The 9,306-nt window shown below is 72.5% G+C and carries 5 protein-coding genes and 1 pseudogene; 3 read left to right on the plus strand and 3 right to left on the minus strand.

The genetic code is table 11. The features are described 5' to 3' along the window. Positions 1–390: 390 nt before the first annotated feature. Positions 391–2,196: a long-chain fatty acid--CoA ligase gene (locus VIM26_RS15580; protein ID WP_331952776.1), complete on the minus strand. Its 1,806-nt coding sequence runs from the start codon at positions 2,194–2,196 to the stop codon at positions 391–393. A gap of 177 nt (positions 2,197–2,373) precedes the next feature. Between VIM26_RS15580 and VIM26_RS15585 the strand changes: the two genes are divergently transcribed. Further along, positions 2,374–3,573, plus strand: a complete 1,200-nt coding sequence (locus tag VIM26_RS15585) for a Vms1/Ankzf1 family peptidyl-tRNA hydrolase (RefSeq protein ID WP_331952777.1) — start codon at positions 2,374–2,376, stop codon at positions 3,571–3,573. Positions 3,574–3,993: 420 nt separating this feature from the next. Here the strand turns inward: VIM26_RS15585 and valS are convergent, their stop codons facing one another. After that, positions 3,994–6,711: a valine--tRNA ligase gene (valS, locus tag VIM26_RS15590; protein ID WP_331952778.1), complete on the minus strand. Its 2,718-nt coding sequence runs from the start codon at positions 6,709–6,711 to the stop codon at positions 3,994–3,996. A 101-nt stretch (positions 6,712–6,812) separates the two neighbouring features. Here valS and VIM26_RS15595 point away from each other — a divergent pair, with 101 nt between their 5' ends. Together VIM26_RS15595 and cofE are read left to right on the plus strand one after the other, a co-directional pair. Beyond that, positions 6,813–7,823 (plus strand): TIGR03557 family F420-dependent LLM class oxidoreductase, encoded by a 1,011-nt coding sequence (locus VIM26_RS15595; RefSeq protein ID WP_331952779.1) that lies wholly within the window; start codon positions 6,813–6,815, stop codon positions 7,821–7,823. Further along, complete coding sequence (cofE, locus tag VIM26_RS15600; protein WP_331952780.1) at positions 7,820–8,641, plus strand: coenzyme F420-0:L-glutamate ligase; 822 nt, start codon at positions 7,820–7,822, stop codon at positions 8,639–8,641. The genes VIM26_RS15595 and cofE overlap by 4 nt, the downstream gene beginning before the upstream one ends. A gap of 21 nt (positions 8,642–8,662) precedes the next feature. Here the strand turns inward: cofE and VIM26_RS15605 are convergent. Further along, a pseudogene (locus tag VIM26_RS15605) lies at positions 8,663–9,306 on the minus strand (PKD domain-containing protein); the annotation flags it as partial.

A 9,306-nucleotide genomic window follows, 5' to 3' on the forward strand; every position in this document is an offset into this window, starting at 1 on the left:
TCCGAGCGTTGACGTCCTATAGGACGTCAACGCTCGGACGTTACGGGTTTTTTCTCGGACCTTACGGGTTTCGCTCGGACGTTGCGGGGTCAGGCAGGCGCGACCCGCACGCGGATCGGGGGGTCGGCGTTGTTCGCGAAACCGCCCCGGTTCCACGGGACCTGCGTGGGTTGGACCCGCCCGGTCGCGCCGGTCGCCCGTGCACGCAGCGCGTGCTCGCCGATCGGCGCGTGCCAGTGCGCCGGGCCGCGAGGCCGAGCTCCTCGAGCGAGATGCCCTCGTCGGGGGCGGCGACGCGCGCGGCCCCCGGTCGCCGCGAAGAGCTGGCGCCATGGCAGCCACCCCCACACCTGGGTCGACGGACTCTTCACCGTACGCCGACCGGAGGTGCTACAGGCGAGTGCCGTAGATCGCGTCCACCTGGTCGGCGAAGTGCTTGAGGATCTCAGCGCGCTTCACCTTCATCGACGGGGTGAGGTAGCCGTTCGCCTCCGTGAAGTCGATCGGCAGCACGGACAGCTTGCGGATCGACTCCGCGCGGGAGACCGCGGAGTTTGCCCGCAGCGCGGCGCGGTCGAGGGCCGCCAGCACCTCGGGGTGCACCGCCGCGGTGGGCACGTCCATCGGCGGCAGGCCATGGCTCGCGAGCCAGCCCGGCAGCATCTCGGCGTCGAGGGTGACCAGGGCCGCGATGAACGGCCGCTGGTCGCCGACGACGACGACCTGGCTCACCAGCGGGTGCCCGCGCAGGCGGTCCTCGAGCACCGCCGGGGCGACGTTCTTGCCGCCTGCGGTGACGATGATCTCCTTCTTGCGCCCGGTGATCCGCAGGTAGCCCTGCTCGTCGAGCACGCCGAGGTCCCCGGTCCGGAACCAGCCGTCGACGATCGCCTCCGCCGTCGCGGCGGGGTTGTTGTGGTAGCTCTTGAACACGTGGTCGCCCGACGCCCAGATCTCGCCGTCGTCGGCGATCCGCAGGGTCGCGCCGGGGAACGGCGGGCCGACCGTGCCGATGCGCGTGGCGCCGGGGCGGTTGACCGCGGTCGCCGCGGTGGTCTCGGTCAGGCCGTAGCCCTCGAGCACGATCAGCCCGACGCCGCGGTAGAAGTGCCCGAGGCGCTCACCGAGCGGCGCGCCGCCGGAGACCGCGTAGGTGGTCCGGCCGCCGAGGGTCGCGCGCAGCTTGCGGTAGACCAGCCGGTCGGCGAGGGCGTGCTGAGCGCGCAGCGGCGCCGAGGGGCCGGCGTCGGTCTCGCTCGCGCGGGAGAAGGCGATTGATGTCCGGGCGGCCCAGCGGAACACGCGCAGCTTCGGGCCGGTGCCGGCCTTCTGCTCGGCGGAGTTGTAGACCTTCTCGAAGACCCGCGGCACCGCGAGCAGGAACGTCGGGTGGAACGCCTGCAGGTCGGGGAGCAGGTTCTTGGTGTCCGGGGTGTGGCCGAGCACCGCGCCGGACGGGATGCACAGCACCTGGATGAAGCGCGCGAACACGTGCGCGAGCGGCATGAACAGCAGCGTGCGGGAGTCGGGCTGCGCGCACACCTCGCCGAGGCCGGCCACGCCGTTGCCGGTGATGCTGACGAAGTTGCCGTGCGTGAGCTCGACACCCTTGGGCCGCCCGGTCGTGCCGGAGGTGTAGATGATCGTCGCGAGGTCGTCCATGCCGGCGAGCGTGCTGCGGCGCTCGATCTCGGCGTCGGCCACGTCGATGCCCGCCGCGATCAGACCGGACACCGCGTCGGCGTCGATCACCAGCACGCCGCCCAGGCGCGGCAGGTCGGCGCGCGCGTCCTCGACGAGCGCGCGGTGCGCGAGCGTCTCCACGACGGCGAGGCGGACGTCGGCGTCGGACAGGATCCAGCGGACCTGCTCGGCCGACGACGTCTCGTAGACCGGCACCCCGACGGCTCCGGCGGCCCAGATCGCGAAGTCGAGGAGCGTCCACTCGTACCGCGTGTGCGCCATCAGGGCGACCTTGTCGCCGGGCGCGATGCCGTGCGCGACCAGGCCCTTGGCGACCGCGGCGACCTCCGCGGCGAACGCGCGCGCGGACATCGGGATCCACGCGCCGCCGAGGCTCGACTTGCGCTCCACGAGGGTGCCCTCAGGTGCCCGCGCCACCCGTTGCGCCAGCAGGGTGCTGATGCTGGTGGTCGGGTCGACGGCGATCAGGCTCGGCGAGCTGGACTCGTTCATGCGGTTGGGCTCCAGAAGACAGGGGGTCTCGACCCTAGCCCGTCCCGGAGCCCCTCTCGCAGGTCCAGGTTGCGGTCAGGGGTGGCGCTGAGCGGCCGAGAAGCGGAGGGTGGGGGTGTCAAGCCCCGGCCGCGCGCGCCGTGAGCCGGGTACACCTCGACTGCGAAGGCGTTGCCCATGAAGCTCCAGTGGCTCAAGCCCCTCCTCGATCGCACCGGACCGTTCACCACCGTCTACCTCGACGCGACCCGTGCGGACGCAGCAAGTGAGACCGAGGCGACGGACCGGTGGAAGGGTCTGCGACGGGAGCTCGAACACTCCGGAGCGCCGGCGCACATCCTCGCCGAGATCGGCGAGCTGGTCTCCCGCCCGACGCGCGTGGCAGGGCCACATGGCCGCGTACTGATCGCCGACCTGGAGTCCGTGCGGGTGGACCGGGTGCTCGCCGAGCCGCCCGCGCAGTCCGTCGCGGAGTACGGCCCGGTTCCGGTCCTGCTGCCCGCGGTCCGGGCGGCGGACGAGACGGTCGACTACCTCATCGTCGAGGTCGACCGGCAGGGTGCCGACCTGTTCTGGCCGGGACCATCGGGGCAACCGGCCGGCGCGAACCACGACGTCGTCGACGGCGGTCACGACGTCCTGCACAAGATGCGTGAGGGCGGGATGTCGCACCGGCGGATGCAGACCCGGGTCGAGGACTCGTGGGAGCGCAACGCGGCTGCGGTCGCGGCCGAGCTCGACAAGCAGGTCGCGATCCGCGAGCCCGAGCTCGTGCTGCTGACCGGGGACGTGCGCGCCGTCGCGCTCGTGTGCGACGCCGTCGGGCAGCGGGTGCGCGAGCTGCTGGTGGAGGTTCCCGGCGGGTCGCGCACCGCCGGGGTCAACGAGGAGGCGTTCGGGCACCGGGTTCGCGCCACGCTCGAGAAGTTCCGGGCCCGCCGGCGCGAGCAGGTGCTCGTCCTGTTCCGGCAGGAGCAGGGGCGCGACAAGGGTGCGGTGACCGAGCTCGGCGACGTCGTCGAGGTGCTGCGCCGCGGCCAGGTGCGCGATCTCGTGCTCGCCGAGCCCGTGCCCGGCCAGGACTCGGGGCTCGCCCATCGCACGGTGTGGGTCGGGCCCGGCCCGCTCGAGATCGCGCTGGATCGCAGCGACCTCGAGGCCATCGGCGTGACCGACGGCGCCCGCGAACTGCCCGCCGAGGTCGGCCTGGTGCGCGCCGCCCTGGGCCAGGACGCCGGCGTGACCTTCGCCGCGGCCGGCAGCGTCGAGCTGATCGACGGCGTGGGCGCAGTCCTGCGCTGGTTCGACCAGGCAACCCCCAGCGAGTCCCTGGTCAGCCAGTCCGCCGACCAAGCCCGCCTCCGCGAAGTCGTCTGACCCTCGTCTAGCCCACATCTAGCCCACATCTAGCCCACATCTAGCCCACGTCTAGCCCACATCTAGCCCACATCTAGCCCACATCTAGCCCACGTCTAGCCCACGTCTAGCCCACGTCGAACTCGGAGGTTTACGTCGAACTCGCACACTGCACCCTGCAGTGTCGGAGTTCGAACCAAACCTCCGAGTTCGCGCCATGAGGGATTTCGCTAGCGGTCGGACGCTGCGGAGTCGGGGCTGATGGCCGGCCCACCGCGCGGGCCGGGTCCCAGCGGGGCTGAATTCCCCATTTGGCAGCAAACTGCGCACATCGATGCGGACTGCGCACATCGGATGTCCGCAGGGGACACGGATGTGCGCAGTCTGCGCCGTGGGGCTGGCGCTGGGGCTGGCGCTGGGGCTCGGGCTGGGGCGGAGCGCCTAGCGGGGTTCGGGGTCGGCCAGGTCGGCGGAGCGGACCTCGACGGTGTCGGCGCCGTCGGGGCCGGGGGTCAGGGTGAGTGGGCCGGTCACGCGACCGGCCGCCTTGAGGTCGCCCTCGACCGCCGCGATCGCGGCTGCCCGGTTGCCCGGGACGACGAGCTCGGCGGACAGGATCGCGGTCTTCATCGACACCTTGGCCTCCGACTTCACCTTGCGCAGCGCGGCCAGCGCGGCGCCCGCCGCACCCAGCAGGGCGGGGTCGGCGTCGCCCGCGATCCCGCGCAGCGGCGCGGCGGTCGGCCACGGGGCGCGGTGCACGGAACCCTCCTGCCACCACGACCAGACCTCTTCGGTCGCGAACGGCAGGACCGGCGCGAAGAGCCGCAGCAGGGTGTCCAGCGCGAGCCCGAGAGCCGCCCGGGCGGACGCCGTCCCGGGGGACACCTCGTCCGATCCGGCACCGTAGGCGCGGTCCTTAACCAGCTCGAGGTAGTCGTCGCAGAACGCCCAGAAGAAGGTCTCGGTCGCCTCGAGCGCGCGGGTGTGGTCGTAGATGTCCAGCGCCGCGGTCGCCCGGTCGACGACGTCGGCCAGGCCGCCCAGCATCGCCCGGTCCAGCGGGTCGGTGACGAGCTCCGGGTCGATCGCCAGGGCGCGGTCACCGCCGAAGGCCAGCGCGAACTTGCTCGCGTTGAGCACCTTGATCGCGAGGCGGCGGCCGATCTTCATCTGCTTGACCTCGAACGCCGCGTCGGTCCCGAGGCGCGCCGAGGCGGCCCAGTAGCGGACCGCGTCCGAGCCGTGCTCCTCGAGCAGGCCGCGCGGGGTGACCACGTTGCCCTTGGACTTCGACATCTTCTTGCGGTCCGGGTCCAGGATCCAGCCGCTGATCGCGGCGTTCGCCCAGGGCAGCACGCCGTGCTCCAGGTGCGAGCGGACCACGGTCGAGAAGAGCCAGGTGCGGATGATGTCCTGGCCCTGGGGGCGCAGGTCCATCGGGAACACCCTCGCGAACAGGTCGGGGTCGCTGCGCCAGCCACCGGCGATCTGCGGGGTCAGCGAGCTCGTCGCCCAGGTGTCCATCACATCGGGGTCGCTCACGAAACCACCGGGCACGCCGCGCTGGTCGGCCGTGTAGCCGGCCGGCACGTCGCTCGACGGGTCGATCGGCAGCTGGTCCTCGCCCGGGGTCAGCGGCGCGTCGTAGTCGATCTCGCCGTCGGCGTCCAGCGGGTACCACACCGGGATCGGCACGCCGAAGAATCGCTGGCGCGAGACCAGCCAGTCGCCGTTCAGCCCGCCGACCCAGTTCTCGTACCGCACCCGCATGAAGTCGGGGTGGAAGGCCAGCTCGGTGCCGCGCGTGAGCATCTCCTTGCGGAGCTCCTCGTCGCGGCCGCCGTTGCCGATGTACCACTGGCGCGAGGTGACGATCTCGAGCGGCTTGTCGCCCTTCTCGAAGAAGTTCGCCTTGCGCTGGGTCGGCACCGGCTCGCCGTCCAGGTCCCCGCTCGCGCGCAGCGCGTCGACGACGGCGGTGCGGGCGGAGAACGTCGTCTTGCCGCCCAGTTCGGCCCACAGCGCCGCGGCGCCGGGCGCCACGTCGGCGTCGTCGGCGAGCCAGGTCGGGACCTCCCGCAGTAGCCGGCCGTCGCGGCCCAGCACGGACCGTGTGGGCAGCTGCAGCTCGCGCCACCACACCACGTCGGTGAGGTCGCCGAACGTGCAGCACATCGCGATCCCGGCGCCCTTGTCGGGCTCGGCGAGCGGGTGTGCGAGGACGGGGACCTCGACGCCGAACAGCGGCGAGCGCACCGTTGTGCCGAACAGGTGCTGGTAGCGCGCGTCGTCGGGGTGCGCGATGAGCGCGACGACGGCGGGGATCAGCTCGGGACGGGTCGTCTCGATGTAGAGCGGCGCGCCGGTCCCTGCCTGCTCGCCGGCTGCGGCTGTTGGGTGGAACGCGACCCGGTGGAACGCGCCGGGGTAGTCGCGAGCCTCGAGCTCGGCCTGCGCGACGGCGGTCTGGAACGTCACGTCCCACATGCCCGGGGCCTCGGCCTGGTACGCCTCGCCGCGCGCGAGGTTGCGCAGGAACGCCTGCTGCGCGACGGCGCGAGCCTCACCGGAGATGGTCTGGTAGTGGTGCTCCCAATCGACCGAGAGGCCCAGGTTGCGCCACAGCGACTCGAACTCGCGCTCGTCGGCGACGGTGAGCTTCTCGCACAGCTCGATGAAGTTGCGCCGGGAGATCGGCTGTTGGTCGCCCGCGCGGGTGCTCTTGCCCTCGCCGCCCACCTGGGGCGGCGTGAAGTCGGACTCGTACGGCAGCGACGGGTCGCACCGGACGCCGAAGAAGTTCTGCACCCTGCGCTCGGTGGGCAGGCCGTTGTCGTCCCAGCCCATCGGGTAGAACACCTCGCGCCCGCGCATCCGCTGGTAGCGCGCGACGATGTCGGTGTGCGTGTAGGAGAACACGTGGCCCACGTGCAGCGAGCCGGACACGGTCGGCGGCGGGGTGTCGATCGAGTACACCTGTTCGCGGGTCGCGGTGCGATCGAACGAGTACGTGCCCTTGGCGGCCCACGCACCCGCCCAGCGGTCCTCGATGCCGTCGAGGGAGACCCGGTCGGGAACCTGCGGCCCCGCGCCTTGCCCCGAGCCGGCTCGGGAGGTGGCGGTCGTGGTGGGCTCGGTGGGTGGCAGGTCGCTCATGGTCAGTCATTCTCCCAGACCCCAGCGATTCTCCCAGACCGCACCGGGGCTCGGTCGCCCGGATACGCTCGCCCGGAGACGTTGATGACGAACGAGGAGGCATGTCCGTGGCGCAGGGTCTGACGGTGGGGTACGCGGCGATGCTGGAGCAGTTCCACCCGACCGAGGTGGTCGCGCTGTCGGCCTACGCGGAGTCCCAGGGGTTCTCGGGGGTGATGGCGGCGGACCATTTCCAGCCGTGGGTCCCGGCGCAGGGCCAGTCCGCGTTCGTCTGGAACGTGCTCGCGGCCCTCGGCGAGCGCACCACCGGTGACCTCGGTCCGGGCGTGACCGCGCCGACGTTCCGCTGGCACCCGGCGATGGTCGCGCAGGCCTCGGCGACCCTCGCGGCGATGTACCCGGGCCGGCACTGGCTGGGTCTGGGCTCGGGCGAGGCGCTCAACGAGCACGTCGTCGCCGGGTACTGGCCGGAAGCCCCGGAGCGGATCAACCGCATGTTCGAGGCCATCGACATCATCAAGAAGCTCTTCGCGGCCTCCCTCGCGGGCAAGGACGTCAAGCACGCCGGGCCGTTCTACAAGCTGGAGTCGACCCGGCTGTGGACCATGCCCGAGGTCGCGCCGGAGATACTGGTCGCCACGGCCGGACCGGTCACCGCGAAGCGTGCCGGGCGGGTCGCGGACGGGCTGATCACGGTCGGCGCGCCGCTGGAGAAGATCGCCGGGCTGTTCGGGAAGTTCGAGGACGGTGCGCGCGAGGCGGGCAAGGATCCCGCGACCATGCCGCGGGTGCTCCAGCTGCACCTGTCGTGGGCGCAGACGGACGAGCAGGCGCTGGCCAACGCGATGACCGAGTGGCCCAACGGTGGGATGAAGTTCCCGAAGGCCGACATCCGCTCGCCGTTCGACTTCGAGCAGATGGCGAAGCTGGTGCGCCCGGAGGACTTCGCGGGCCGGATGGTCATCTCCGCGGAGCCCGACAAGCATCGCGCCGAGATCCAGAAGTACGTCGACCTCGGCTTCGACCGCATCTACCTGCACAACGTGGGGCGCAACCAGCGCGAATGGATCGACACCTTCGCGCGCGACGTGCTGCCCCAGCTGGTCCGATGACGGCCGCGTTCGCCGTCGGGGCCCCGGACGGCCTGCCCGAGATCGTCGCCGGCGACGACCTCGTCGCGATCATCGCGGGCGCCCTCGGGCCGGGCGGCGCGCTCGACCTCGGTGCGGGGCCGACGGCGCTCGCGGCGGGCGACGTCGTCGTCGTGACCAGCAAGATCGTCTCCAAGGCCGAGGGACGCTCCGTCCCGGCGAGCGATCGCGAGCGGGCGATCACCGACGAGACGGTCCGCGTGGTCGCCAGCCGCGAGCACGCGGGCGGGGTGACGAGGATCGTGGAGAACCGCCTCGGGCTGGTGATGGCGGCCGCGGGCGTCGACGCGAGCAACACCCCGCTCGGCACCGTGCTGCTGCTACCGGTGGATCCGGACGCGTCCGCGCGCCGCCTGCGAGCCGGCCTGCATGCCGCGCTCGGTGTGCGGGTCGGCGTCATCATCACCGACACCGCGGGACGCCCGTGGCGCATGGGGCTCACGGACGTCGCGATCGGCGCGGCCGGCGTCGTCGTGCTCGAGGACCTGCGCGGGCAGCTCGACTCCGCCGGGCGGCGGCTCGAGGCGACGGTCGCGGCCGTCGCGGACGAGATCGCGGGCGCCGCCGAGCTCGTCAAGGGCAAGGCTGCCGGACGGCCGGTCGCCGTCGTCCGCGGACTCGCCCAGCACGTCCTGCCCGACGACGGCCCGGGCGCGCGCGCCCTGGTGCGCGGCGGCGAGGACGACATGTTCCGCCAGGGCAGCGCCGAGGCGTACGCGCAGGGCTGGAAGGACGCCGCCGATGCCGCCCGGAACCGCGGCGCGGCGGACTGGGTCTGAGACGGGCTCGGCGGCCGCGGCTCAGGGCACGCGGCCCACGATGTCGTCCACGAACACCCGCAGCGGAGCCGCGGACGTGGACGACAGGTAGAAGTTGAGCCCGATCGATCCCGTCCCCTGCAGCTCGGGGGTCGGGTCGACGGCGGTCGCGAGCCACCCTGGCTCGGGGGTGCCGAACTTCCAGACGCGCGCGCGCAGGGTGGTCGGCGCCGACCCGGTCGCCTGGACGTGCACCAGCAGGCGATCGCCCGCGGCGTAGGCCACCCCGGGCACCGGCGCGGCGGGCACCAGCACGGTCTCGGTCGTCTTCCCGGCGACCCGGACGAGCGAGAGCAGCACGCTGCCGTCCCCGCTGAGCTGCACCTTGGCCCGGTACTCCCCGACCCCCGGCACCCGTCGCACGCCGACCAGCACGTGCAGCCCACCGCCGGTCATCGACCTGTCCGTCGACACCGAGAACGTCAGGTCCGTCTGCGGCACCGCCCGGGTCGGGAGCGCGAGATCCGCGCTGTCGCTGGGAGCCGGTAGCACGATCCGCCCGACCCCGCTGGACACGGTGAACGTGGCCGCGTCGCCGGTCGTCAGCCACGTGCCCCCGGTCTCCGCGGAGCCGAAGCCCCGCATCCTCGTGCGGCTGAAGGAATCGGCGGCGAACGGCGGCGGCC

It is taken from the genome of Pengzhenrongella sp., assembly GCF_036565025.1.
In the GTDB taxonomy this organism is placed as follows: Bacteria; Actinomycetota; Actinomycetes; order Actinomycetales; family Cellulomonadaceae; genus Pengzhenrongella.